This is a genomic window from Actinomadura miaoliensis (assembly GCF_039536785.1).
Classification (GTDB): Bacteria; Actinomycetota; Actinomycetes; order Streptosporangiales; family Streptosporangiaceae; genus Spirillospora; species Spirillospora miaoliensis.
Window position 1 is genome coordinate 75,203 of sequence record NZ_BAAAZG010000036.1, and the last position, 23,880, is coordinate 99,082.

Genomic DNA, 23,880 nt, shown 5'->3' on the forward strand with positions numbered 1-23,880 from the left:
ACCAGGAGTGGCTCGGCAATTTTTTCGTGCATGCCCGTCGGAGCAGACGGCCGCCGAGCGATGAAGGGGGTATGAGCCGACCAGCACGGGTGGAACCGGATCCGGGTGCGGCGCTGCTGGACTTGTACGACACGGCGCTGCCCCAGGTCTATGGGTATCTGCTGTCCCGGTGCGGTCGGCGGGCCCTGGCCGAGGACCTCACCGCCGAGACGTTCCTGGCCGCCGTCGAGGCGGTCCGCAAGGTCCCTCCAGCGGAGCTGTCCACGGCATGGCTGGTGACAGTGGCCCGGCACAAACTCATCGACCATTGGCGGCGAGCCGCGCGGGAGGAACGCGGGCTGCGCACGGTGGACGCCGAGCCGGACGAGCCGAACGACCCTTGGGAGGAACGCCTGGACGCGTTACTGGCGCATGAGGTGCTCGCCGCGCTCGGACCGCACCACCGCGCCGCCCTCACCCTGCGCTACCTCGACGGACTGCCGGTCCCCAAGGTCGCCGAGCACCTCGACCGCACCGTGCACGCCACCGAGGCGCTGCTGGTCCGGGCCAGGGCCGCGTTCCGCCGCGAGTACGCACGGCAGTGCCGGCCACCTGACAGGCCGCGGCCGCCGACCTGCCGTGGACGACAAGACGACCACCGCAAGCCCGGAGAGGAGGGCCGCGATGACTGATCCACTGGAGGCCCTCCGCGCCCCAATCGAACCCGTCGATCCCGATCCCGCCTTCGCGGCGCGACTGCGCGAACGCGTGCGGCGCGCGCTGCTCGAGCCGAAGGAAGCCGGCATGACCACCGATACCCGCGACGTCGTGTCCCCGGTCGAGGCCAGGCTGCACACGCTGACGCCATACCTGTGCGTTGACGACGGGCAGCGCGCCCTGGAGTGGTACAGCCGGGCGTTCGGCGCCCGCCTGCGCACCGAGCCGACGGTGATGGAGGACGGCCGGGTGGGGCACGCCGAGCTCGCCATCGGCGACTCGGTGCTGATGCTCGCCGACGAGTGGCCCGAGCTCGGGCTGGTCGGGCCGCGGAGGCGCGGCGGTCCGAGCCAGTCGATCTACCTGACCGTCCCGGACGTGGACACGGTCGTCGACCGCGCGGTGGAACTCGGCGCCGAGCTGTCCCGTCCGGTCGCCGACCACCCCTACGGACGCAACGGCGTGATCCACGATCCCTTCGGCCACCGCTGGATGATCACAACACCGCCGCCGTCGGCCCGCCCCACTCTCACGCTCCGGCACGGCGACATCGGATACATGGCGCTGTGGGTGCCCGACGTCCAGCGGGCCGCCGACTTCTACGGCCCGGTGCTGGGCTGGCGCTTCACCGCCGGCAGCGCGCCGCAGGGCCGCCAGGTCGAGGGTCCGTCAGGCCAGCGCGTCGGTCTGTGGGGCGACCAGGACCACGCCACCCTGTTCCCCTGCTTCATGGTCGACGACGTCCATACGGCGGTGCGCCGGGTGCGCCAAGCCGGCGGTGAGGCGGAGGAGCCCACGCGCGCGCCGTACGGGCTGGTCTCGAACTGCACCGACGACCAGGGCATGCCGTTCGCCCTGCTGCAGACCACCGAGGAGATGACGGCCCCGGCCCAGCCCGCGCCCGGTTCGGTGGCCTACCTGACCTTCGAGGTCCCCGACTCCGAGCGGTTCCGCGCCTTCTTCGGCGCCGTTCTGGGCTGGACGTTCAGTCCCGGCCGGGTCCCCGGCGGCTGGAACGTCCTCAACGGCGGCACCGAGGTCCGGCCGATGAGCGGACTGCACGGAGGGCACGACCGTTCCAGGGTGGTTCCCATGTACGCGGTCGACGACATCGAGGCGGCCATCGCCCGCGTCCGGGCCTCCGGCGGCGAGTGCAGTGCCCCCGAGCCGCAGCATTACGGCATCAGCTCCATGTGCACCGACAACCAAGGAAGCCGCTTCTACCTGGGCCAACTCCGGTAATCCCAGGTCGGCAAAGGAGGCCGACCCCTCGAACAAATCCTGGAGAGAACGCCTCGTGGATGTCGTCGCGGATCTCCCAGCGGATGCGCAGGCGGCGGAACCAGTGCAGCAGGCCGATGGTGCGTTCGACGACGTAGCGCTGCACGTCCAGGCCGAAGCCGTGCGGGGCGCCGCGGGGGGCGATGCCCGGCTTGATGCCCTTGCCCCACAGCAGGCGCCGGTACGTGTCGTGGTCGTAGCCGCCGTCGGCCAGCAGGCACTGCGGGCGGCGGCGAGGCCGTCCCACCCGGCCGCGGATCGGCGGCACCGCCTCCACCAGCGGCATCGGCTGAGCGACGTCATTGCGGTTGCCGCCGGTCAACGCCAAGGCGAGGGGGTGCCGTGGCTGTCGGTCAGCACGTGGTGTTCTGAGCCCGATCGGCCACAGTCGACCGGGCTCGGCCCGGTTTCAGTCCGCCCTCGAGCTACTCCCAGAGGTGGCATTTGTGGTCGGCGGCGAAGGTGGTGAATGGTGCGGTGCCTTCGGAGGTGAGGCGTTGGAGAAGTGAGGAGCTCGGGGTGAATGCGGGCCAGAACGGGTTGGCGGACGTGTTCGGGTCGCCGGTCCGAGCGAACGTCGTCCAGTAGGCGATCATCTGTCGGGAGAGCCGTTTCTGTTCGTCGCTCATCCCAAGTGGCGGCAGCATCTCGAGCGTCGCGAACAGGTAGAACAACTCCGAGGCGTGGTAGTCGCCCAGCGGCATCAAAGGGTCCAGCCAGGCGTAGGGCGGGTTCGGGTCGGAGAACTCGTAGGCGAACACCTTCTGCCCGGCGTTACCCGCCGCTGCTCGCGCGGTGAACAGCGCGGGGCAGGAGAAGGCCCCGTCGGTGGTCACCTGCGAGATGGCCAGGTCGGCGTTGTCGGGCGATTCGGGCGGGTAGGCGGCGCGGACCTGCGGGGCGGCCTCGCCCGCACGCAGATCGATCTCGGCCTTCAGGTCGTCGGCGTTGGCGCGGCGCAGTTTGGTCAGATGGAAGTTGAACGCGGTGAACAGGCGCCCCTCGTCCCTGTTGGTGCCGTTGAGCAGCGGCACCTTGTTGTATCGGCCGGCCTGCAGTGCGGACTTCGTCGGCTCCCTGATGACCTTGCCGTCGATGGTCGGCGTCCACCCGAGCTCCCCCAGCGGATTGCCCGACCCGGACAGCAGGTCGTCGACGGACTTGCCGCGCAGGCACGCCACCACGGTGTCCGGATCGGGGCAGCCGACCGACCTGGCGAAGTCCTGGCTGGACTTGTAGGAGTCCTCGGCTTCGCGCGGCCCGAGTTCGGTGTCGACGCATCCGCCGCTCTGCGAGATCGCTTTGCTGAACAGACCCGCCGCCGTCGGCGAGATCAGCTGCATGCAGACGCTGTGCCCGCCCGCCGACTCGCCGAAGATGGTGACGTTGCCGGCGTTCCCGCCGAACGCCGCGATGTTCTGCCGCACCCAGCGCAGCGCCGCCTGCTGGTCGAGCAGCGCGTAGTTCCCCGTCGTCCCCGACTCTCCGGCCAGGCCCGGCAACGCCATGAACCCGAACGGTCCGAGCCGGTAGTTCATCGACACGACGATGACGTCGCCGGTGGCGACGAGCGGGGCCGGATCGTATCCCGCGGCCGTTCCCAGGGCGTAGGCGCCGCCGTGGATCCACACCATCACCGGCAGGTTCTTCGAGCGGGCCGCGGGCGGGGTGTAGACGTTGACCAGCAGGCAGTCCTCGCTGACGTTGCCGAGCGGAAACGTCTGGGGGCAGATGCTGCCCCGTCGTGTGGCGTCACGGACGCCCGACCAGGCAGCGGCGGGTTGCGGAGGCCTGAACCGCCGCTCCCCGGTGGGTGGTGCCGCGTAGGGGATTCCCAGGAAGTCCCGGCCGTCGGCGTCGACCTTGCCACGCACCGTACCGCCCGAAACCGTCACCAACGCACCGTCATCACGCGCGGACGCCGGGGTCAGCATCGCAGCGGCCATGAGCACGGCGAGCACAAGACCGAGAACCGCTCGCCGACGTACCACCCGGACGAATCCCATGACACTCCATTCAGCAAGCGAGCGTCCACCCCCTCCTTGTGGCGGACCTCCCGGCGCGCTGCCAGATCGCCAGCCGAGCGGGTGTCCTGGAGGGCTTTGACGGGCTTGGCGAAGTCGGGGCACCGGACGCTACGCGAGGCGTTCGCTGTCGGCTTCACCTTGACCGCTAATTTCCGCAGCGGGTTTTGTGCGGCCACCACGAAGACAGCCTCACCACCTGCGTGCACGGTGCTCACCGGCTACTGCGTGGTCATGGTGCGTCCGGCGCTCGCGTTGGGCGAAGTTGTCAAGGACGGACCCCGTGACGCAAGCGTCCCGTGTCCGACAGGACGCGGGCCGGTTGCATCACGGGGGCTCGCCGCTGGCGCGGCTGATGCGGTGCGGTCCTCGTGGGTCAGGCCGGGGCCGGTTTCGCGGGGTGAGGGGACAGCACGGCGAAGGCTTCGGCGATGAGGGCCGAGCGGTCGGCGGTGCCGTCGGAGCGGAGCCATTCGCGGGCGGCCGCGTCGAGGGCGGCTCCGGCGGCCGCGGTGAGCAGGTCGGCGGTGAAGGCGTCCAGGGTGGATCCGGGACGTTCCCGCAGGGCCGTCGCGATGCGGGCACGCAGTTCGTCGCGTTTCTGGTGGAGGCGGGCGCGCAGCGCCGGGGTCGTCTCGATCAGGCGCAGGCCGGTCAGTTCGCGCTGCGCGGCGTGGATGCGGCCCTCCCAGTCGCGCAGCACCAGGTGCAGGCACGTCCACGGGTCCTCGCCGGCGGGCCGTTCCCGGATGGCGTCGGCGATCTGGTCGGCGAGTTCGTCGACGTCGCCGAACAGCACGTCCTCCTTGGTCGGGAAGTAGCGGAAGAAGCTGCGCTTGGACAGGCCCGCGGCGGCGGCGATGTCCTCCACGGTGGTGCGTTCGTAGCCGTGCTCGACGAACAACCCCAGTGCCAGCTCCGCCAGTTCGGCGCGTACCGCCCGCCGCGTGCGTTCCCGCAGCCCGGTCGTCTCCGCTCGTGTCATGCACCGAGGATAAGTTATGGCACTAAACGTCATAGATGTCACTGAGTGTCATAGCATAGCGAGCCGGCGAGCCGTGAGGAGACGACGATGCATGGAAAGACCGCCCTGGTCACCGGAAGCACAGCGGGGATCGGCCGCGAGACCGCGCGCGGCCTGGCCCGGCTCGGGGCGCGCGCGTGGTCAATCTCACCGGCGGCATGCCGGGCGGGCCGATCGACCCGGACAACCTGCAGGCCGAGAAGACCTTCCTCGGCTGGACGTTCGCTCACTACAACCACGCCAAGACGGCGCTGATGGCGATGAGCCACCGGTTCGCCGGGCGGTTGCGGGACGACGGGGTGACCGTGAACGTCGCCTACCCCGGCCACGCCTACACGCCCGGCAACCGCGCCACGCCCATGCGCGCGTTCCCCTATGCCTACCGGCCCGTCGCGCCGCTCATCAGGCTGGTGGGGCCGTTGCTGCTGTCGGATCTGGCCAAGGCATCGCGGTCCAGCGTCCATCTGGCGTCCAGCCCGGAGGTGGAAGGGGTCACGGGCGCGTACTTCGACGCCAAGGCCCGGCGGACGTCCTGGCCTTCGGGCGCACTGGACGAGCGCGGCCAGGAGGCCGTCTGGTCCCTGTGCGAACGGCTCACAGGTCTCACCCCGTCGTGAGGGAGAGCGCCTCCATGCCGCGATCGGACGCCGACAGGATGCGGGCCCTCGCCGGCGCCCGGCGAGTACACAGCGGCCGGCGAACGAGCCGGAGCATGCGCCGGACGCCGTCACGTACTGAGCCCTTGCCTTGGGGCGGCCCCCTCGTTTTATCCTCGTGTGGCGAGTAAATATCGGGAGGGACCTATGCGAGACCTGGCGGAGGTGGCGGCGGTCCTGTTCGACATGGACGGCACGCTGGTCGACTCCGACGCGGCGGTGGAGCGCGCGTGGCGCGCGTGGGCCGCCGAGCACGGCGTGCCGGTCGCGGACGTGCTGGCGATCATGCACGGCAGTCCGGGCGAGCGCACCGTGCGGCGCCTGCTGCCCCACCTGGCCGACGACGCGGTCGCGGCGTCGGCGGCGCGGCAGATCGCGCTGGAGTACGACGACCTGGACGACATCGTGCCCATCGCGGGCGCGGCCGACCTGCTGGCTCTGCTCGCCCGGTGGGACGTGCCGTGGGCGGTGGTGACCAGCGCCGACGTGCGGCTGGCCAAGGCGCGGCTGGGCGCGGCGGGCCTGCCCGAGCCGCCGTTGCTGATCACCATCGAGGACGTCCGGCGGGGCAAGCCCGACCCGGAGGGGTACCTGCGGGCGGCCGAGCTGCTGGGGGTCGATCCGGCGCGCTGCCTGGTCGTCGAGGACAGCGTGCCGGGCATCGAGGCGGGCCGGGCGGCGGGCGCCACCGTGGCGGCGTTGCGCGGCCTGCCCGGCGATCTGCGGATCGGCGACCTCGGCGGGCTCGCGCACCTGATGGCGCGGGCGCGGCGGCGGCCGTGGTGGCGGGACGCGGTCGGCTACCAGGTGTACCTGCCGTCGTTCGCCGACTCCGACGGCGACGGCTGGGGCGACCTGCCCGGCGTCACGGCCCGGCTCGACCATCTGGCCGGGTTCGGGGTGGACGTGCTGTGGCTGACGCCGTTCTTCCCGTCGCCGATGCGGGACCACGGCTACGACGTGGCCGACCTGAGGGGTGTGGACGAGCGCTACGGCGGCGAGGCGGCGCTGCGCGAGCTGCTGGACGCGGCGCACGCCCGTGGCATGCGCGTCATCGGTGACTTGGTGGTCAACCACACCAGCGACCGGCATCCGTGGTTCCAGGCCGCGGCGGCGACGCGCACCGGCCCGTACCGCGACTACTACATCTGGCGCGACCCGGCGCCGGACGGCGGCCCGCCCAACAACTGGCTGTCGCACTTCGGCGGTCCGGCGTGGACGTTCGGCCCGGAGACCGGCCAGTACTACCTGCATCTGTTCCGGCCCGAGCAGCCCGACCTGAACTGGCGCAACCCGGCCGTCGCCGACGAGGTCGACGCGGTGCTCGACCACTGGTTCGCCTTCGGCCTGGACGGGTTCCGCATCGACACGGCCGCCTACCTGGTCAAGCATCCCGAGCTGCCGGACAACCCGCCGCTGCCCGACGGCGCGGCGCCGTCGTTCGGGGGCGTGACGGCCGACTGGAACCGGCAGGACCACCGGTACGACATCCACCAGCCGGACGTGCACGCCGTCCACGAACGGTGGCGGCGCGTGGCCGACCGGCACGGCGCGTTCCTGGTCGGCGAGATCTACGAACTGGATCCGGTGCGGCTGGCCGCGTACGTGGAGGGTGAGCGGCTGCACTCGTCGTTCTGGTTCGGCCTGGTGGAGACGGGGTGGGAGCCCGCGCGCGTCCATGACGCCACCGTCGCCGCCGCCGCGGCGTCGCCACGCCTGTCGTGGGTGCAGGGCAACCACGACCGTTCGCGCGCCGCCACCAGGTACGGGGGCGGAACGCCGGGGCGGCGTCGCTCGCTGGCCCTGCACGTGCTCATGGCCGTGCTGCCCGGCACCATGTGGTTCTACCAGGGCGAGGAGCTCGGACTGGGCAACGGCGTCGTCCCGTCCGGGCAGGGGCAGGACCCGCTGGGCGCCGCCCAACCCGACCAGGGGCGCGACGTCGCCCGGACGCCGATGCCGTGGACGCCCGGCCCCGGTCTGGGATTCACCACGGGCCGCCCCTGGCTGCCGGAGGGCGGACGCTCCCCCGGCGACACGGTGTCGGCGCAGCTGGCACAGCCGTCGTCGCATCTGAACGCCGTCCGCAGGCTGCTGGCCGCGCGCCGGTGGGCCCATCTGCGCTTCGAGCATGACGAGGACGTCGCGCAGCTCATCGCCGAGTCACCGGACGACGGCTACCTCGTCTACCGCAGGGGCGCGCTGTGGGCGGTGCTGAACCTCGACGACGAGACGGGCCCCGAGTTCGATCTCCCGGCCCCGGCCGTGTTCGACACCGACGATCCCGCCGTCACCCCTGGCGCGCCCCGGTCCGGACGCGTGCGCCTGGCACCCCAGCAGGCCCTCCTGCTGGCCGACGTCGAACCGGCGCCATGAGCGAGGTCGTCCCCTTCCGGATCGAGACGTCCGAAGAGCAGCTCGCCGACCTGCGCTCCCGGCTGCGGCGCACCCGCTGGCCCGACGCGGAGACGGTCGACGACTGGTCGCAGGGCGTCCCCCTGCGCTACCTGAAGGAGCTGTGCGGTTACTGGGCGGACGGCTACGACTGGCGGGCCACCGAACGGCGGCTGAACGCCCTCCCCCAGTTCCGCACGGTCATCGACGGAGTCGGCGTCCACTTCCTGCATGTGCGCTCCCCACGCCCGGACGCGCTGCCGCTGCTGGTCACGCACGGCTGGCCGGGGTCGGTCGTGGAGTTCCTCAAGGTGATCGGGCCGCTCAGCGATCCGGCCGCGTACGGGGGCGACGCGTCCGACGCCTTCCATGTCGTCTGCCCGTCGCTCCCCGGCTACGGATACAGCGACAAGCCGGAACGGCCCGGCTGGGGCGTGCAGCGCATCGCCGACGCCTGGGCCGTGCTGATGGAGCGCCTCGGATACGAACGGTACGGCGCGCTCGGGCACGACTGGGGGACGAGCGTTTCCACGCTTCTCGCGCAGCGCGCCCCCGGCCACGTGGCGGGAATCCATCTCGTCCCGCCCCTGGCGGCCCCCGACCCGGCGACCTTCGACGATCTCACCGAGGCGGAACGGGCGGCCCTGGCCGACCTGGAGCGCGCGCGGGAACACGAGTCGGGTTACTCGGGTCAGATGGGCACCCGGCCGCAGACGCTCGGGTACGGGCTGGCGGACTCCCCCGCCGGGCTGTGCGCGTGGATCGTGGAGAAGTTCCGGGCGTGGAGCGACTGCGACGGCCATCCGGAGAACGTGTTCACCCGCGACGAGCTGCTCGACAACGTCATGCTCTACTGGCTGCCCGGCACGGCGGCGTCGGCCGCGCGGCTGTACTGGGAGAGCATCCGCGAGGTGTCGGAGTGGTTCACCGCGTCCACGACCGACACGGTGACGGTGCCGACCGGCTGCTCGGTCTTCCCCCGGGAGGTGCCCCGGCCGTCGCGCCGCTGGGCGGCGCGGCGCTTCACCGACATCAGGCACTGGAGCGAGCCGGACAGGGGCGGGCACTTCGCCGCGATGGAGCGACCGGACGTGCTGGTGGAGGAGGTCCGCCGTTTCTTCAGGCACGTCCGGTGAGCCCGGCGGGTCAGCCGGTGTCGGCGAGCCACGACTCCAGGCCCTCGTCGGTGAGCAGGGCGTCGAAGGCGGCCTCGGCGGCGCCGGTGACGGGGCTGAGCGGGCCGAGCGTCGACGACAGCAGCGGCGGCGGGTCGGCGCGGCGGAACCGCATCAGGCCCGCGCGGTATCCGGCGTTCAGGTCGTCCGGTGCCGTCGTGGCCAGTTCGATGGCCAGCCCGGACAGGCTCACCACGTCGGGGTCGAGGGCGTTGACGAGGCCGCCGACGCCGCGTCCCAGCGCGCGGGCGGCGGCGGCCACGGCGGCGCGGGCGGACGGGTCGCCGCCGGCGGCGGCCCGGAGGGTGCGTTCGGCGGTGGTGCGGGGGTCGCGCGGCGGGGGCTGGCCGAGCACCCGCGCCATGGCGCGGCCGTCGACCTCCAGGTCCCAGCAGCCGTGCGCGCCGCACGGGCATGCGCGCGCGGGGTCACCGAACGGCATGTGCCCGAACTCGCCGCCCGCGCCGGTCGCGCCGTCGACGGGCCGTCCGTCCACGACGAGGATGCCGCCGACGCCGACCTCGACGGTCAGGTGCAGCACCACGCGGGCGCCGACGCCGACGCCGCGCCGGGCCTCGGCCAGCCCGGACAGGGACGCGTCATTGCCGACCAGCAGGGGCGTGCCGGAGCCGGGCAGCAGCCGCCGCAGGTCCACCTCGCTCCAGCCCATCCCGGAGGCCTGCATGACCGTGCCGCCCCGTACCGTGCCCGCGACCGCGACCGACACGGCGCGCACGCGCGGGCCGTACCGCCGCCGCACGGCCGCGACCTTGCCGCGCAGGTGGTCGAGCACGGCGTCGGCGTCGCGGTCGGGATGCCGCCCGGACTCCAGGCCGGCGATGCGTCCGCCGAGTTCGACCGTCGCCACGCGCCAGTGCTCGTGGCCGATGTCGACGACGCAGACCAGCGGGCCGCGCGGGTGGGCCACCAGGGCGGGCGAGGGACGGCCCCGCTCGCCGGTGGGACGCGGGTCGGCCTCGGCGACCAGCCGTGCCGCCTTCAGCCGCGCGGTGATCTCGGTGGCCGAGCCGCTGCTGAGGCCGAGGGCGCGCGCCACGTCGGCCCGGGTGGCCGCGGGGTGCGCGTGGACGTGGCGGAGCACCGCCAGCGCCCCTTGCCGCCGCTGGCTGCGGGCCCGATGCGCGGTCTGCTGCATGGTGACATCCTCGCCCACGGCGATTATCCTCGTGGTACGAGCATATTCCGTCGCCGGGGAGGCCGTCAGGTGACCAGGACCGCCGGGACGCTGACCCGGTACGCGGCGCTCGGCTGCCTCGGCTACGTGCTGGCCGGGCTCGGCGCGATCCTGCCCGAGCTGCGCGCCGAGCGTGACCTGCCGCGCGGCGAGGCCGCCCTCTACCCGTCGGGCTTCGCGCTGGGCCTGGTCGTGGTGGGGCTGGTCGGGCCCCGCCTGGTGCGGCGGCTCGGCGCGGCGGCGCTGCCGGTGTGCCTGGCGGCGCTGGCGGGCGGGTGCGCGCTGCTGGCGTTCGGCGGCGGCCGCGTCGACAGCGGCGCGGGGGCCGTGCTGCTGGGGCTGGGCGGCGCGGGGCTGGTGCAGATCGTGCCCGCCGAGCTGCGCGCCGCGCACGCCGACGGCGGCACGGTCGCGATCGGCGAGGCCAACGCGGTGTCCAGCGCGGCCTCGGTGCTCGCGCCCCTGGTGATCGGGTTCGTGCTCGGCCAGGGCCTGGGCTGGCGGGCCGGGTTCCTCGTCCCGCCGGTGGCCGTGGCCGTCGTCCTGCTGGTCGTGCTGGTGCCCGGGCGCGCACCGGCCGTCGTCCCACCGGACGGCGACGCCGGCGCCGGACGCGCGCCGCGCGCCTTCCGCACTCTGTGGGTCGATCTGGTGCTGGCCGTGGCGGTCGAGTTCTGCGTGCTGTTCTGGGCGGCGGACTTCCTGCACACCGGCAAGGGCCTGCCGTCCGGGGGCGCGGCGGTCGCCTCCACGGGATTCGTGCTCGGCATGGCCGTGGGACGGGCGCTGGTCGCCCGCGCCATCCGGCTCGCGGGCGACGACCTGCGCCTGCTCTGCTCCGCCACCGCCCTGGCCACCGTGGGGTTCGCCGTGTTCTGGGCGGTTCCGGCGGCGTTCGCCGCCGTGGGCGGGCTGTTCGTCACCGGCCTCGGCGTGGCCCTGCTCTACCCGGTGACGCTGGGCCAGGCCCTGGCCGCCTGGCCCGAACGCCCCGTGCGCGCCGCCGCGCGCTGCGCGCTGGCCTCGGGTGTCGCGGTCGGCGCGGGCCCGCCGCTGCTGGGCTCGCTCGCCGACCTGTCCGGGATGCGCGCCGCGTTCCTGCTCGCGCCGACGCTGCTCCTGGTGCTGCTGGCCCGGTGCGTCCTGCGGCTGGCGTCACGGAATCAGGCGCGCCGTTCCGAGCCGGCGTGAGCGCCGTGCGGCGGGAATCTTCCCCGGATTTCACCGGGTTTTCCGTTGAGCGGAAAAGCGGGCTTCGTAGTCGTGGCCCTGAGCACAATGCTGGAGCAGCATGACCCTCACCCGACAGCTGCTGATCGCAGGCAAGGACGTGCCCGCCCGCTCGGGCCGCACGACGCGGGACGTCGCCCCCTACACGGGCGAGACGTACGCGACCGTGGCGGCCGCCGGGCCCGAGGACGTGACGCTCGCCGTCGACGCCGCGCAGGCCGCGTTCGAGGACTGGGCCGCGGTCACCCCCTTCGCCCGCCGGGCGATCTTCCTCAGGGCCGCCGACCTGCTGGAGGAGCGCGGCGAGCAGGCCGCCGACCTGATGGCCGGCGAGGTGGGCGGCACCCGGCCGTGGGCGCACTTCAACGTGGCGCTGGCCGCCGGCATCCTGCGCGAGGCCGCCGCCGCGATCACCGCGCCGCGCGGCGAGGTGCTGTCGGCGCAGGAGGAGGGCGCGCTCGGGCTGGCGGTGCGCGAGCCGGTCGGCGTGGTCGCCGCGTTCTCCCCGTGGAACGCCCCCATCATCCTGGGCGTGCGGGCGGTGGCGGCGGCGCTGGCGGCGGGCAACGCGGTGGTGCTCAAGCCCAGTGAGGACGCCCCGCTGGCCTGCGGATACTTCGTGGCCGACGTGCTGCGCGACGCCGGGCTGCCGGACGGGGCGCTCAACGTGGTCAGCAACGACCCGGCCGACGCCGCCGCGGTCGCCGACGCGCTCATCGCCGACCCGCGGGTGCGCGCGGTCAACTTCACCGGTTCGACGAACGTGGGCCGGATCATCGGCGAGAAGGCGGCCCGTCACCTCAAGCCCGCGGTGCTGGAGCTGGGCGGCAAGAACGCCATCATCGTGCTGGACGACGCCGACGTGGACTACGCCGTCGACGCCGCCGCGTTCGGGGTGTTCATGAACGCCGGGCAGATCTGCATGTCCGGCGACAGGGTGCTGGTGCACGAGTCGCTGGCCGAGGAGTTCACCGCCAGGTTCACCGCGAAGGTGGCGGGGCTGCCGTCCGGCACCCCCGCCGACCCCACCACCGTCATCGGCCCGCTGATCTCGGCGGACGCGGCGCGCCGCGTGGCGGCCCTGGTCCGCGACGCGGTCGGCAAGGGCGCCCGGGTGCTGACCGGCGGCGGCGAGCCGGACGGCGCGGTGCACCCGGCGACCGTGCTGACCGACGTGCCCAAGGACGCCGACCTGTACTACGCCGAGGCGTTCGGCCCGGTCTGCGTGGTCGACACCTTCGCCACCGACGACGAGGCCGTGGCGCTGGCCAACGACACCGACAACGGCCTCACCGCCGGCATCATCACCGAGAACGCCACGCACGGGCTGAGGGTGGCCCGGCGCATCCACACCGGCATCGTGCACGTCAACGACCAGTCGGTGGCCGACGAGCCGCAGGCCCCGTTCGGCGGGTTCAAGGCGTCCGGGTACGGGCGGTTCGGCGGACGGTGGGGCATCGAGGCGTTCACCAACACCCGCTGGGTCACGGTCGCCACGCAGCACGCCCACTACCCGTTCTGACCCCCGTTCGCGAGCGGCCGCGGCCTTTCAGGGAAGGCGGCGGTCCGGCGCCGTTCGCGGCCCAGGCGCCCCCGTGGCCCGGGCCGCGCGCGGGTCACTCCCTCAGCGGGAAGGGCAGGGCGGGGATCCAGGTCCGCCACGCCTTCTCCAGCCGCCCGTCGGCGATCACCGCCGCGAGCGCGCCGTCGATCCGCCGCAGCGTGTCGGGACGGTCCTTGGCGACGGCCACGCCCCACCGGTTGCCGGTCGGCACGGTGAACGCGACCTCGAAGGCGGGGTCGGCGCCGAGCGGGGCGAACACCACGTCGTCGTCGACGACGGCGTCGACCTCGCCGCGGCGCAGCGCGTCCAGCATGTCGCCGAACACGTCGTCGGTGCCGCCGTCGAACGGCACGGTGACCGCGCCGGGGAACGTCTCGGCCAGCGCCATGTTCGTGCTCCCGGCGATCGCGGCGACCCGGCGCCCCCGCAGGTCGCCGGGGGCCGTCACGCCCGCGCCGCGCCGCGTCAGCACCGACTCGTCGAAGACCGCGTACGGGCGGGTGAAGTCGACATGGCGGCGCCGCCGCTCGGTGATGCCCTGGCCGCACCAGATGCCGTCCACCTCGTGGGCCTGGACGGCGGGGACCATCTCGGCCCACGGCAGGAACGCCCACTCCAGCGGGCGGCCCAGCACCGCGGCGACCAGCGCGGCGGCGTCCGGTTCGTAGCCCTGCCGCGTCACGCCGTCGGGGCTGCGCGTGAACAGCGGCGGCGCGTGCGCGTCGATGCAGGCCAGGCGCAGCGGCTCGGCGGCGGTCACGGCAGCGCCTCGGTGTACATGTCGCGCTCCCAGTCGGTGACGGCGCCGCAGAACCGCGCCCACTCGTCGTGCTTGAGCGCCAGGTACAGCTCGGCCATCTCCTCCGGCATGCTGGAGCGGACGACCTCGTCGGCGGCGAAGGCGTTCAGGGCGTCGCCGAGGGTGAGCGGCAGCGGCCCGAACTTCGAGACCGAGGCGTCGGTGCTGTCGCCCGAGTGCGGTTCGCCCGGGTCGATGCCGTTGTCGAGGCCGTCCTGGATCGCGGCGATCAGGGCGGCGTGCGACAGGTACGGGTTGACGCTGGCGTCGGGCAGCTTGCACTCCAGCCGCCCGTTGGCCGACAGCCGCACCGTGCAGGTCTTGTTGTCCATCCCCCAGTTGATCTGGGCGGGCGCGAACTGCCCCACGTCCCAGTACCGCTTGTAGGAGTTGACGGTGGGCCCCATCAGCGCCATCGATCCCGCGGCGTGGGCGAGGACGCCGCCCAGGACGTGCCGTCCCGTCTCGGTGAGGTGCAGCTCGCGGACGGCCGGGTCGGCGAGCACGTTCTCCTCGCCGCGCCACACGCTGAAGTTGTGGTGGCAGCCGTTGCCCATCATCCCGGTGAACGGCTTGGGCATGAAGCTGGCGGTGACGCCCAGCTCGCGCGCCACCTGGCGGCAGATCTGCCGGTAGGTGACCAGCCGGTCGGCGGTGCGGTCGGCGTGGTCGAAGTTCCAGTTCAGCTCCAGCTGGCCCGGGTCCTCGTAGTCGCCCTCCACCATGTCGAAGCCGAGCTGCTGGGCGTACCGGATGACCCGCTGGTAGATCGGGCGCATCAGCTCCAGGCAGTCGGCGTGGTAGGACGGGCTGGACCCGGGCCGCACCCGCACCTTCAGGCCCTCCCCCAGCCAGCTCATCTCCGGTTCGCAGCCGGTGCGCAGGTGCAGGCCCGTCCGCTCGGTGAACGCGGCGTGCACGCGCTTGAGGTTGCCGCGCGCGTCGTGCGCAAGGTGGCGTCCGCCGACCTCGGGCAGGTGCTCGGGCTCGTACACCTGGCAGAAGAACCGGGCGACCGTGCGGTCCCAGGGCAGCACGGCGAAGGTGTCAAGGTCGGGCAGCGCGGTGAACTCGGGCGCCTGCGTCCCGCCGCCGAGCAGGGCGCCCTCGCGGGTGACCTGCAGGTCGGCGACGGCGGTGCGGTGCATGTTCACGCCGCGTTCCAGGTTGCGGTGCAGGTGCCGGGCGGGGACGACCTTGCCGAGCACCCGCCCGGTCAGCGAGACGGTCTGGTAGTAGACGAACTCCACCCCGGTCTGCTGGATCTGGCCGACGATCTCGCGTACCGCCGCCTCGTCGGCGTTGCGCTCGCGGTGCTCGTCCAGCGGAGTGATCCCCGTCGCCGCCGGCTCCTGCGGGACGTCGGAATCGTGGGTCACGGGCATCTGTGCGGATCTCCTCAGGGGGCGGGCGTGAAGGTGACGGGCAGCTCGATCGGGCCGGTGTTGCCGCTGCGCGGCATCCACCGCGCCCCGTCGCCGGGACGCGGGTCGCGCATGCGGCGCGCCAGCAGCGGCAGGGCCTGGCTCATGTCGCAGCGGGCGACCAGGTGGCCAAGGCAGTAGTGGATGCCGCCGCCGAACCCGAAATGCGGGGGGCGTTCGGCGGTGATGTCGAACCGGTCGCCGTCCGGGACGGCGCGCGGGTCGGTGCCGGACGACTCGGTGAACAGGTGCAGGGTGGTGCCCGCGGCGATGTCCAGGCCCTGGAAGGTGAAGTCCTCCAGCGCCTCCCGGGTCACCCACGTGGTGGTGGGGTTGACCCGCATGACCTCCTCCACGGCCGCGCCGCCCAGCTCGGGACGCTCGGCCAGCAGCCGCCACTGCGCGGGATGGTCCATGAAGGTCTGCATGGCCAGGCCGAGCTGGTTGCGCGTCGTGTCGTACCCGCCGAAGATCAGCAGGACGAGGGAGTCGCGCAGCTCGGTCTCGGTGAGCCGGTCCTCGTCGTCGCGGGCCCGCAGCAGCGCGGTGACGAAGTCGTCGTGGGGGTCGTGGCGGCGCTTGGCGACGGCCTCGTCCACGTAGCCGTAGAGCCGGTCCAGCGCGGCCTCGATCGCGGGCAGGTCGTCGCGGATGGTGACGTTCATGGCCAGCCCGATCGTGCCCGAGTCGCGGGCGATGACCGGCCACTCCTCCTCCGGCAGCCCCAGCATGATCGCGATGACGCGGGCGGCGTAGGGGGAGGCGAACTCGGACACGAACTCGCAGCGGTCCGGTTCCGCGAACCCGTCGACCAGCTCGGCGGCCAGGGCCTGGAAGCGCGGCACCAGCCCGTCGACGAGCCGGCGGGAGAACGCGGGGTTCAGCAGGCGGCGCAGCCGGTGGTGGTCCTGGCCCTCCTTGTTGAGCACCCAGTTCGACCACCAGTCGGCGAACGGGCCGCTGGTGATGCCGTGGTGCGCGGGCCACCGCACGCTGCCCTGCCGCAGCTTGGGATGGCGCAGCAGCTCGCGGGTCTCCTCGTAGCGCAGCACGGCGATGCCGTAGCTGGTCTCGGCGTACCAGTCCCGCTCACGCGCCTGCCGCACCAGTTCGGACTGCACGGAGAACGACGGGTCGGCGATGTCGAAGTACACCGGGGCACCCCCTTTCAGGTTGAGGCCGTCCGCGGACGCGGATCGACGGCGGCTGTCGCGGTGGCGGGGACGGCGTCGCCCGCGGGCGCGTCGCCGCGTCCGTAGTGGCGGGTCAGCGCCATGTAGGCCAGGCCCACGGAGACGACGACCGCACCGGACAGCGCGACGATCCAGTTGTCGTACCAGGGCGCGTCGGGGGTGCGCGGCCAGGCCATGTTGACCATCGCCGACACCCCGTACACCAGCGCGGCCGCGTTCACCGCCAGGCCCCACCGGCCGAGCGTGAACGGCCCGGCCGGACGCCAGCCCTTCAGCCGGGCCCGCAGCGCCGCCAGCACCACCATCTGGAAGGCGAGGTAGATGCCCAGCGACGCGAACGAGATGATCTTCGTCAGGGCGTCCGCGGACAGCTTGGAGCCCAGCACCACCAGCGCGGGCACCACCCCGGCCACCAGCAGCGCGTACGGCGGCACGTGCCGGGTGGCCGACACCCGCCGCAGCACGCCGCTGCCTGCGATCATGTCGTCCCGGGCGTATGCGTACAGCAGGCGGGACGCGGCTGCCTGCAGGCTCATCGCGCAGGACACGAACGAGATCAGCACGATGCCGAGCACGACCTTCGTCCCGGCCGACCCGAACGCGGCGGTCAGCGAGGTGGTGACCGGGTCGGGGTCGGCGCCGGAGATCACCGCGCCGACGTCGGCGACCGACAGCACCAGCGCCAGCGCGACGAACGTGGCCGCGGCCCCGCCGACGTAGATCGTCATGCGCATCGCCCGGGGAATGCGGCGCGCCGGGTCGCGGACCTCCTCGGCGACGTCGCCGCACGCCTCGAACCCGTAGTACTGGAACACCCCGATGAGCCCGGCCGCCAGGAAGGCCGCCGCGTACGAGCCGCCGCCCGCCGCGCCGAAGTCGTCGAACAGCGCGCCGAGGCCGTGGTGCCGCTCGGTGAGCAGCAGCCAGCCGCCGACCGCCAGCGCGCCGACCAGCTCGGCGGTGAACCCGATGATGGCGGCGCGGGCCAGGGTGCGGGTGCCGGAGAAGTTGATGACGGTGGCGATCACCAGGATCACCAGCGCGCAGGCGATCGTGTTGTTCGCGGTCGGCCGCACGCCCAGCAGCGAGGCGGCGTACGGCCCGGCGCCGTAGGCGACGCTGGCGATGGTGACCAGCAGCGCGATCAGGTAGACCCAGCCGCTCAGCCACGCCCAGCGGCGGCCCCACAGGCGGCGCGCCCACGGGTACAGGCCGCCGCTGACCGGGTACTGGGAGACGATCTCGCCGAACACCAGCGCGACCAGCAGCTGGCCGAGCCCGGCGACCAGGAAGCTCCAGATCATCGGGGGGCCGCCGGTGGCCAGCGAGAACGCGAACAGCGCGTACACGCCCACCACGGGCGACAGGTAGGTGAAACCGAGCGAGAAGTTGGCCCACAGGCTCATGTCGCGGCGGAAGCGCGACGTGTAGCCGAGGGCGGCCAGGCGGGCGTCGTCGTCGGACGCCGGGGGTCGGGACGCCGAGGGATTCGGCGCCGAGGGGTCGGATGTCGGGGGTTCGGAGGTGGGGGGTCGGTGCGGAACTGCGTCACTGGGGGATGTGGAGGACACGGCAGACTCTCCCTCATGGGAAGGCGGCGGCCGAGCTGTAGGGCCGGACGAGACACCCCGCCGCGGGGTACGCGGCGGAGAACGGGGCGGCTGGATCGGCGGAACGGATCCCGGTGCGGCGCCTGTCCTGGGAAGCTGACGTCGGCTGATGCCCTGCAGTAGCATCTGCCGAAAACTTACGGGACCAGATGTTTGTTGACAAGGGGCCGCCGCCATGCCCGCGCCGGACGCGTCCGCGATCACCCGGCTCGCCGTGTTCACGCCGCTGGACAGCCTGGGCCGGGCCGAGCTGATCACGCGGCGGCTGGCCGACGCGATCTGTCTCGGGCTGCTGGCCGACGGCGAGCAGCTGCCCAGCGAGGCCGACCTGGCCGACCAGCTCGGCGTGGCCATCGCCACGGTCCGCGAGGCGCTCGGCGAGCTGCGCCGCCAGGGGCTGATCGTCACCCGCCGCGGCCGGGGCGGCGGCAGCTTCGTGCGCGGGCCGTCGCCCCGCGAGACCGCGACCCACCGGCGCGAACGGCTGCGCGAGCTGTCCGTGGAGGACCTGCGCGACCTCGGCGACCACTACGCCTCGCTGGCCGCCGGCGCCGCCCTGCTGGCCGCCGACCGCGCCTCACCCGAGGACGTGCGGCGCCTGACGGACGCCGCCGAGGCGTTCGCCGCCGCCGAGGACCCCGACCGGCGGCACCGCACCGACGGCCGCTTCCACGTCGAGGTGGCCGCGGCGGCCCACTCGGCCCGGCTGACCCGCGCCGAGATCGCCATGCAGACCGAGATCGGCCCGCTGCTGTGGCTGCCGGGCGCCGACGCCGCCGTCGGCGGCCGGATGGCCGAGCAGCACCACCGGATCGCCGGGGCGATCGGGGCGGGCGAGGGCGAGCACGCCGCGCGGCTGGCCCGCGAACACGTGACCGAGGCCATCGAGCGGCTCATCGAGCTGCACCTCAACCTGATGGGACGGTGAGAGCGGTGACGCAGGCATCGGCGCAGGCGCTGGCGCGGGCGGCCGCCGCGAGCCGGCGGGTCGGCGACGTCTTCGACGCGGTGCTGGACGCGGTGGAGGGCTTGGGCGCCCGCGCCGCGGCGCTGATCCGCGCGGCCGACCGGCCCGACCGCAGAACCGTGGCGCCGCTGCGCGAGGACGCGGTGGCGCTGATCGCGCGGCACGCGGTGCTGGTGAGCGGGTCCGGGTTCGTCGCCGCGCCCGACGTGCTGGCGGACGCGCCGATGTGGCTGGAATGGTGGCAGACGACCGGGGATTCCGACGTGCCCGAACGCCTGGTCGTCGAGCTGGACCCGGCCCGCCCCGGGTTCTACGACTACACGCGGCACGGCTGGTTCACGGTGCCGCGCGACACCGGCCGCGCCCACGTGCACGGCCCGTACGTCGACTACTACGGAACCGACCAGTACATCCTCACGATGTCCACGCCCGTGCTCGACGGGGCGCGGTTCCTGGGCATCACCGGCGCGGACCTGTTCGTGCGCCGCCTGGAGGGCTCGGTGCTGCCGCTGATGCCGCCCGGCGCCGTGCTGGTCAACGCGCAGGGGCGGATCATCGTGTCCAAGTCGGCCCGCCACGTGACCGGCGCCCTGCTGCGCGGCCTCGCGCCGGAGGCCGTCCGGGAGGCCGGAGGAGGCGAGGTCGCCGAGGACGGCGAGCGCCTGCTGGCCCGCTGCGGCCGGCTGCCCTTCTTCCTGGTGACGATTCCCTGACCTCGCCCGGATTGGCGGCAATTGCCGCATTATCCGGATATAAACGGCGCCATCCACGAAAGTTGCAGCGACCATTTCGGCGCCATTTTTCTTGATCATTATTTGCGCGCCGGATTTTCCAGGCCGAAATCGCATCATCTCCCTTCCCGTGCGCGATGAATTCGCTACTGTATGTCGCCCATCGGCCCCCGTGTGTGGAGGATGCCCATGTCCGGCCCGCCGCATCAGCACCCCGGAGGTATCGCGACGGATACCGCGACGGGCACCGCGACCGCGGTGCAGCCGTGGCTGCTGGTGCTGCCCACGGCCGCGATGGCGCTGCTCGCGTGGGTGACGGCGGTGCTGCTGGTGGTGGCCGACCCGTCGGCCACCGGCACCCGGGTGGTGCTGGCCATGGCGGGCACGGGCACCGTCGTGCTGCTGGCCGCGACCGTGTACGGGGCCCGCGACGCCGCGCGCCGCGTCCGGCAGCGGGTGGACGCGCTGCGCGCGCTGAGCGCCCACGGCCGAGCCGACCTGCGGGCGCTGATGACCCGGCTGGAGAACGGCGAACGCCCCACGCCGCGCCGCGTGGCCCCGCCGCCCGCCGAGGCCGCCGACGCCGACCCGTTCACGCTGCTCGCGCTGGACCTGCACCGGGAACGGCACGCGGCGCGCGAGGCGGTCGTGCGGGCGGCGAGCCTGACGTCCGGCACCGGGGCCGACCGGCAGGTGGAGGTGTTCGTCAACGTGGCGCGGCGGATGCAGTCGCTGGTGCACCGCGAGATCGGGCTGCTGGACGAGCTGGAGGCCCGGGTGGAGGACCCCGAGCTGCTCAAGGGCCTGTTCACCGTCGACCACCTGGCCACCCGGATGCGCCGCCAGTCCGAGAGCCTGGCGGTGCTCGGCGGCGCGTCGTCCCGGCGGCAGTGGACCCGTCCGGTGGACATGTACGAGGTGCTGCGCTCGTCGGTCGCCGAGGTGGAGCAGTACCCGCGGGTCAAGGTCGTGCCGCCGGTGCTGGGGGCGCTGCGCGGCGACGCGGTCGCCGACGTGATCCACCTGGTGGCCGAGCTGATCGAGAACGCCACCCGGTTCTCCCCGCCGCACACCCACGTGCTGCTGCGCACCGAGCGGGTCACCGCCGGGCTGGCGGTCGAGGTGGAGGACCGCGGCCTCGGCATGGCGGCCGCCGAGCAGCGCCGGATGAACGAGCTGCTGGCCGACCCCGACCGGGTCAGCGTCGACGAGCTGCTGCGCGACGGCCGCATCGGCCTGTTCGTGGTCGCCGCGCTGGCCCGCCGGCACGGGGTGCGGGTGCGGCTGCGCAGCAACGTCTTCGGCGGCACCCAGGCCGTCGCCGTCCTGCCGAACGAGCTGGTCGCCTCGGCGCCGCGCGAGACCCCGGCGGCGATTCCGGCCCCGGCCCCGACACCCACCCCGACACCAACCCCGGCACCGGCCCCGCCGGCGGGCGCGCCGGGCGCGCCCCCGGCCCCGGCGCCCGCCGCGCGTCCGGTGGAGCCGCGGTACTCCTCGCCGACGCGCGAGACGGCGCGCGAGGTCCCGGCCGTCCCCGTCGCGCACGCGGGCGGTCCGGGTGCGGAGACGGCGTCCGGCGGTGCTGGCGCGGCGCCGCCGGACGTCCCGCACCGGCCTTCCGCCGCCGATTCCGCCTCCCCGGCCCCTCCCGTCGATCACGCCGAGCGGCCGCCGCTGCCCGCGCGCGAGGCGCAGACGCATCTGGCGCCGCAGCTGCGCGAGGCGCCCGCGCCGAGGCGCGAGGAGGACGGGCCGCTGCACTCCCCCGGCCTCATGGCGGCGTTCCGCGGCGGCGTCAGGCGCGCCGAACGGGAGGACGGCGGCCACGACCCCGGCGCCCCCGCCGGCCCTCCCGGCACGCCCAGCTGACCGTCCCGCCGAAGCGTGCGTCCCACGCGGCAAAGGAGTGTCCTTCCATCATGGTGAGCGCTGTGCCCCCGAGCCAGGGATCGGATCTGACCTGGCTGCTGAGCGATCTGGTCCAGCGGGTGCGCCACACCCGCAGCGCCGTGCTGCTGTCGTCCGACGGGCTGACCAGGGCCGCGCACGGGCTGGACCAGGACGGCGCCGAGCGGATGGCGGCCATCGCCTCCGGGCTGATCTCGCTGGCCCGCAGCGCCGGCGCCGAGTTCGGCGGCGGCGACCTGGTGCGCCAGGTGGTGGCCGAACTGGAGGAGGCGCTGCTGTTCGTCTCCTCGGCCGGGTTCGGCTCGGTGCTGGCGGTGCTGGCCGGCCGGGAGGCGGACGCGGGCGTCCTCGGCTACGAGATGGCCCAGCTGATCAAGAGCGTCCGCCCGTTCCTGGCCACCCCGGCGCGGGAGACGGCCGCGGGCGCCGCGCGTCCCCCGGTCCGGTGACCCATGGCCGTCTCGGGGCAGGAGCCGTGGCTGGACGGCGACGCCGGGCGGCTGGTGCGCCCGTACCAGGTGAGCGGCGGGCGCACCCGTCCCGCCCATCCGCTGGACCTGCTGTCGCTGGTGAAGGCGACCGGGCGGGAGGCGGCGCCGCGGCACGGCCCCGAGCACGCCCGGATCCTGGAGCTGTGCCGCCGCGCGCCGGTCCCGGTGGCCGAGCTCGCCGCGCACCTGCGGCTGCCGGTGGCGGTGGCGAAGGTGCTGGTGGCCGACCTGATCGACCACGGCGCCGTGCAGACCCGGCATCCGGGCGCGGCGGCCGATCCGTCCGACCCCATCGTCTTGGAGGCGCTTCTCGATGGCCTGCGGCAACGCCTGTGACGACGAGTTCCCCGCGGCGGTCAAGGTGCTGGTCGCCGGCGGGTTCGGCGTGGGCAAGACGACCTTCATCGGCGCGGTCAGCGAGATCACCCCGCTGAGCACCGAGGAGCTGATCACCGCGGCGAGCGTCGGCACCGACAGCCTGGCGGGCGTGGCCGGCAAGTCCACCACCACGGTGGCGTTCGACTTCGGCCGCATCACCGTGGACGCGCGGCACGTGCTGTACCTCTTCGGCACGCCCGGGCAGGAGCGGTTCTGGTTCCTGTGGAACGAGCTGTCCAACGGCGCGCTGGGCGCGGTGGTGCTGGTGGACACCCGGCGGCTGACCGCCTCGTTCGAGGCGGTGGACTTCTTCGAGCGCCGCGGCATCCCGTTCCTGGTCGCGATCAACGAGTTCGAGGGGGCGTTCCGCTACGACCCCGAGGAGGTGCGGTCGGCGCTGCGCCTCGGCCCGGACGTGCCGGTGGTGCCGTGCGACGCCCGTGTCGCGCGTTCGGCCACGTCGGTGCTGGTGGCGCTGGTGCGTCACCTGCTCGCCCGCGCGCTGTCGTCCCGTCCCGTCTAGTCCGATCCCCCCGATGTGCGAGGAGCCCCCTGCCATGTTCTACGAACGACTGCTGACGCCCGTCGACGAGGAGGCGCCGCGCCGTGTGCTGCGGCTGCGCGAGCTTCGGCTCGGTGACGTGCCCGACCCCGAGTTCGACGCGTTCGCCCACGACCTGGCCCGGGTCACCGGCGCCCCGTTCGCGATGGTCAACTTCATCGACGAGCGGCGCCAGTTCTTCGCCGGGCTGTACGTGGCGCCCGACGCCGAGGCGGTGTCGGCGGGCGGCGAGCCGATCGAGGTGGGCCGGGAGATGGCCCGCGACCACGGCTGGTGCCCGCACGTGGTCGTCCGGCGGCTGCCGCTGGTGCTGGACGACGTGTGCGACTACCCGCGGTTCGCCGGGAACCCGGTGGTCGACACGATCGGCATCCGCTCGTACATGGGCGCGCCGCTGATCGACCGTTCCGGGGTCGCGCTCGGCACGATCTGCGTGGTGGACCGGGAGCCACGGCCGTGGGGCCGTCCCGGGCTGGAGCTGATCAAGGCGCGGGCCGCGGAGATGGTGAAGCTGATCCACCGTCGCGAGGACCTGGCCACCGGCTGATCCCGGCGCCGCCCGCGCCGGCGGGCGC

Annotated in this window: 21 protein-coding genes and 1 pseudogene; 14 read left to right on the plus strand and 8 right to left on the minus strand. The window is 73.7% G+C overall.

Going from position 1 to position 23,880, the window contains the following annotated elements; genetic code table 11:
- Window positions 1-71: 71 nt before the first annotated feature.
- Window positions 72-671, plus strand: coding sequence for an RNA polymerase sigma factor (locus ABD811_RS23860; protein WP_344951741.1), 600 nt, complete (start codon window positions 72-74; stop codon window positions 669-671).
- Complete coding sequence (locus tag ABD811_RS23865; RefSeq protein ID WP_344951744.1) at window positions 664-1,938, plus strand: VOC family protein; 1,275 nt, start codon at window positions 664-666, stop codon at window positions 1,936-1,938. Before ABD811_RS23860 ends, ABD811_RS23865 begins: the two co-directional genes overlap by 8 nt.
- On the opposite strand, the pseudogene ABD811_RS23870 reads toward ABD811_RS23865, so the two are convergent.
- From ABD811_RS23870 to ABD811_RS23880, 3 genes and pseudogenes are all read right to left on the minus strand, one after another.
- Window positions 1,880-2,388: pseudogene (locus ABD811_RS23870) on the minus strand (transposase); the annotation flags it as partial. The gene ABD811_RS23865 and the pseudogene ABD811_RS23870 overlap by 59 nt on opposite strands.
- A 14-nt stretch (window positions 2,389-2,402) precedes the next feature.
- Window positions 2,403-3,872: a carboxylesterase/lipase family protein gene (locus ABD811_RS23875; protein ID WP_425549454.1), complete on the minus strand. Its 1,470-nt coding sequence runs from the start codon at window positions 3,870-3,872 to the stop codon at window positions 2,403-2,405.
- A gap of 505 nt (window positions 3,873-4,377) precedes the next feature.
- Complete coding sequence (locus ABD811_RS23880; protein WP_344951748.1) at window positions 4,378-4,986, minus strand: TetR family transcriptional regulator; 609 nt, start codon at window positions 4,984-4,986, stop codon at window positions 4,378-4,380.
- A 176-nt stretch (window positions 4,987-5,162) separates the two neighbouring features.
- Between ABD811_RS23880 and ABD811_RS23885 the strand changes: the two genes are divergently transcribed.
- The 3 genes from ABD811_RS23885 to ABD811_RS23895 all read left to right on the plus strand — a co-directional run bounded on the left by ABD811_RS23885 (window position 5,163) and on the right by ABD811_RS23895 (window position 9,211).
- Entirely contained in the window at window positions 5,163-5,642 is a 480-nt protein-coding gene (locus tag ABD811_RS23885) for a Rossmann-fold NAD(P)-binding domain-containing protein (RefSeq protein WP_344951751.1), read from the plus strand.
- A gap of 186 nt (window positions 5,643-5,828) precedes the next feature.
- A complete protein-coding gene (locus ABD811_RS23890) occupies window positions 5,829-8,057 on the plus strand; it encodes an HAD-IA family hydrolase (RefSeq protein WP_344951754.1) in 2,229 nt (742 codons plus the stop codon).
- Complete coding sequence (locus ABD811_RS23895; protein ID WP_344951757.1) at window positions 8,054-9,211, plus strand: epoxide hydrolase family protein; 1,158 nt, start codon at window positions 8,054-8,056, stop codon at window positions 9,209-9,211. The genes ABD811_RS23890 and ABD811_RS23895 overlap by 4 nt, the downstream gene beginning before the upstream one ends.
- A gap of 10 nt (window positions 9,212-9,221) precedes the next feature.
- Here ABD811_RS23895 and ABD811_RS23900 read toward each other — a convergent pair whose 3' ends face one another.
- Window positions 9,222-10,424 carry an ROK family transcriptional regulator gene (locus ABD811_RS23900; RefSeq protein WP_344951759.1) on the minus strand — a complete coding sequence of 401 codons (1,203 nt, stop codon included), beginning with the start codon at window positions 10,422-10,424 and terminating at the stop codon, window positions 9,222-9,224.
- 51 nt (window positions 10,425-10,475) lie between these two features.
- On the opposite strand from ABD811_RS23900, the gene ABD811_RS23905 reads away from it, so the two are divergent.
- Together ABD811_RS23905 and ABD811_RS23910 are read left to right on the plus strand one after the other, a co-directional pair.
- The gene (locus tag ABD811_RS23905) at window positions 10,476-11,636 is read left to right on the plus strand and encodes an MFS transporter (RefSeq protein WP_344951762.1); all 1,161 of its coding nucleotides are present in this window, start codon (window positions 10,476-10,478) and stop codon (window positions 11,634-11,636) included.
- 100 nt (window positions 11,637-11,736) lie between these two features.
- Entirely contained in the window at window positions 11,737-13,197 is a 1,461-nt protein-coding gene (locus ABD811_RS23910; protein WP_344951765.1) for an aldehyde dehydrogenase family protein, read from the plus strand.
- A 94-nt stretch (window positions 13,198-13,291) separates the two neighbouring features.
- Here ABD811_RS23910 and ABD811_RS23915 read toward each other — a convergent pair whose 3' ends face one another.
- From ABD811_RS23915 to ABD811_RS23930, 4 genes are read right to left on the minus strand one after another with little or no spacing between them, the layout of a single operon-like run.
- Window positions 13,292-13,999: a substrate-binding periplasmic protein gene (locus ABD811_RS23915; RefSeq protein WP_344951769.1), complete on the minus strand. Its 708-nt coding sequence runs from the start codon at window positions 13,997-13,999 to the stop codon at window positions 13,292-13,294.
- Window positions 13,996-15,423, minus strand: coding sequence for a glutamine synthetase family protein (locus ABD811_RS23920; RefSeq protein WP_344951771.1), 1,428 nt, complete (start codon window positions 15,421-15,423; stop codon window positions 13,996-13,998). The genes ABD811_RS23915 and ABD811_RS23920 overlap by 4 nt, the downstream gene beginning before the upstream one ends.
- A gap of 14 nt (window positions 15,424-15,437) precedes the next feature.
- Complete coding sequence (locus ABD811_RS23925) at window positions 15,438-16,616, minus strand: cytochrome P450 (protein WP_344951774.1); 1,179 nt, start codon at window positions 16,614-16,616, stop codon at window positions 15,438-15,440.
- Between the two features lie 14 nt (window positions 16,617-16,630).
- On the minus strand, window positions 16,631-18,226 hold the full coding sequence (locus tag ABD811_RS23930) for an APC family permease (protein WP_344951777.1): 1,596 nt from the start codon (window positions 18,224-18,226) through the stop codon (window positions 16,631-16,633).
- A gap of 214 nt (window positions 18,227-18,440) precedes the next feature.
- On the opposite strand from ABD811_RS23930, the gene ABD811_RS23935 reads away from it, so the two are divergent.
- From ABD811_RS23935 to ABD811_RS23965, 7 genes are all read left to right on the plus strand, one after another.
- Window positions 18,441-19,193: a FadR/GntR family transcriptional regulator gene (locus ABD811_RS23935; protein WP_344951780.1), complete on the plus strand. Its 753-nt coding sequence runs from the start codon at window positions 18,441-18,443 to the stop codon at window positions 19,191-19,193.
- A gap of 5 nt (window positions 19,194-19,198) precedes the next feature.
- Window positions 19,199-19,945 (plus strand): PDC sensor domain-containing protein, encoded by a 747-nt coding sequence (locus ABD811_RS23940; RefSeq protein ID WP_344951783.1) that lies wholly within the window; start codon window positions 19,199-19,201, stop codon window positions 19,943-19,945.
- Between the two features lie 207 nt (window positions 19,946-20,152).
- Window positions 20,153-21,835: a sensor histidine kinase gene (locus ABD811_RS23945; RefSeq protein ID WP_344951786.1), complete on the plus strand. Its 1,683-nt coding sequence runs from the start codon at window positions 20,153-20,155 to the stop codon at window positions 21,833-21,835.
- A 50-nt stretch (window positions 21,836-21,885) separates the two neighbouring features.
- Complete coding sequence (locus ABD811_RS23950) at window positions 21,886-22,323, plus strand: roadblock/LC7 domain-containing protein (RefSeq protein WP_344951789.1); 438 nt, start codon at window positions 21,886-21,888, stop codon at window positions 22,321-22,323.
- Between the two features lie 3 nt (window positions 22,324-22,326).
- On the plus strand, window positions 22,327-22,701 hold the full coding sequence (locus ABD811_RS23955) for a DUF742 domain-containing protein (protein ID WP_344951791.1): 375 nt from the start codon (window positions 22,327-22,329) through the stop codon (window positions 22,699-22,701).
- The gene (locus ABD811_RS23960) at window positions 22,679-23,266 is read left to right on the plus strand and encodes a GTP-binding protein (protein ID WP_344951794.1); all 588 of its coding nucleotides are present in this window, start codon (window positions 22,679-22,681) and stop codon (window positions 23,264-23,266) included. Before ABD811_RS23955 ends, ABD811_RS23960 begins: the two co-directional genes overlap by 23 nt.
- 34 nt (window positions 23,267-23,300) lie before the next feature.
- The gene (locus ABD811_RS23965) at window positions 23,301-23,852 is read left to right on the plus strand and encodes a GAF domain-containing protein (RefSeq protein ID WP_344951797.1); all 552 of its coding nucleotides are present in this window, start codon (window positions 23,301-23,303) and stop codon (window positions 23,850-23,852) included.
- The last annotated feature ends 28 nt before the right edge of the window (window positions 23,853-23,880 follow it).

Coding starts and splice junctions, on each gene's coding strand:
- ABD811_RS23860 (WP_344951741.1), top strand. CDS start 72: ATGAGCCGACCAGCACGGGTGGAACCGGATCCGGGTGCGGCGCTGCTG.
- ABD811_RS23865 (WP_344951744.1), top strand. CDS start 664: ATGACTGATCCACTGGAGGCCCTCCGCGCCCCAATCGAACCCGTCGAT.
- ABD811_RS23880 (WP_344951748.1), bottom strand. CDS start 4,986: ATGACACGAGCGGAGACGACCGGGCTGCGGGAACGCACGCGGCGGGCG.
- ABD811_RS23890 (WP_344951754.1), top strand. CDS start 5,829: ATGCGAGACCTGGCGGAGGTGGCGGCGGTCCTGTTCGACATGGACGGC.
- ABD811_RS23895 (WP_344951757.1), top strand. CDS start 8,054: ATGAGCGAGGTCGTCCCCTTCCGGATCGAGACGTCCGAAGAGCAGCTC.
- ABD811_RS23910 (WP_344951765.1), top strand. CDS start 11,737: ATGACCCTCACCCGACAGCTGCTGATCGCAGGCAAGGACGTGCCCGCC.
- ABD811_RS23920 (WP_344951771.1), bottom strand. CDS start 15,423: ATGCCCGTGACCCACGATTCCGACGTCCCGCAGGAGCCGGCGGCGACG.
- ABD811_RS23935 (WP_344951780.1), top strand. CDS start 18,441: ATGCCCGCGCCGGACGCGTCCGCGATCACCCGGCTCGCCGTGTTCACG.
- ABD811_RS23945 (WP_344951786.1), top strand. CDS start 20,153: ATGTCCGGCCCGCCGCATCAGCACCCCGGAGGTATCGCGACGGATACC.
- ABD811_RS23950 (WP_344951789.1), top strand. CDS start 21,886: ATGGTGAGCGCTGTGCCCCCGAGCCAGGGATCGGATCTGACCTGGCTG.
- ABD811_RS23955 (WP_344951791.1), top strand. CDS start 22,327: ATGGCCGTCTCGGGGCAGGAGCCGTGGCTGGACGGCGACGCCGGGCGG.
- ABD811_RS23960 (WP_344951794.1), top strand. CDS start 22,679: ATGGCCTGCGGCAACGCCTGTGACGACGAGTTCCCCGCGGCGGTCAAG.
- ABD811_RS23965 (WP_344951797.1), top strand. CDS start 23,301: ATGTTCTACGAACGACTGCTGACGCCCGTCGACGAGGAGGCGCCGCGC.